This is a genomic window from Acinetobacter sp. LMB-5, assembly GCF_001541635.1.
GTDB lineage: Bacteria > Pseudomonadota > Gammaproteobacteria > Pseudomonadales > Moraxellaceae > Acinetobacter > Acinetobacter pittii.
The window spans coordinates 1-363 of record NZ_LRDR01000092.1 but is presented as its reverse complement, the minus strand read 5'-3'; the positions used below and the strand labels follow the sequence as shown (position 1 = coordinate 363).

The following is a 363-nucleotide window of genomic DNA, read 5'->3' as shown; positions in this document are numbered from 1 at the left end:
ATCTACTGAATCATTATCGTAGTGCGTCATAGAACCAGAGATATAAACCCCTTTGATTAACTCAGCTACGTAAGTATCAAGCTGTTTATCAAGTGAATCTGCCTTGTTTGAATCTGGAGCTGGAGACGTTGAAGGCTGAACTTGTTTAACTGGCTCAGGCTCACCACCGCCTAAAAACTTATCGTAGATGTTATAAGCAGACCAACAAAAAACGCCTAAAGCTATCAGACCAGCGAACGCCATAAACGGAATTTTAGGTTTATGGGTGTGAATCTCAGCCGACCAATAAACGCCATAGAAATTCTTGTCACGCTTAACAAGCTTTTTAGTAGCGATTTTAGATTCGTGATAATCATCTGGATT

Annotated in this window: 1 protein-coding gene; it reads right to left on the bottom strand. The window is 40.2% G+C overall.

From position 1 onward, the window contains the following. Positions 1 to 363, bottom strand: a 363-nt coding sequence (locus tag AW165_RS19875) for a hypothetical protein (protein ID WP_228138770.1), incomplete at both ends; no start/stop codon positions are given.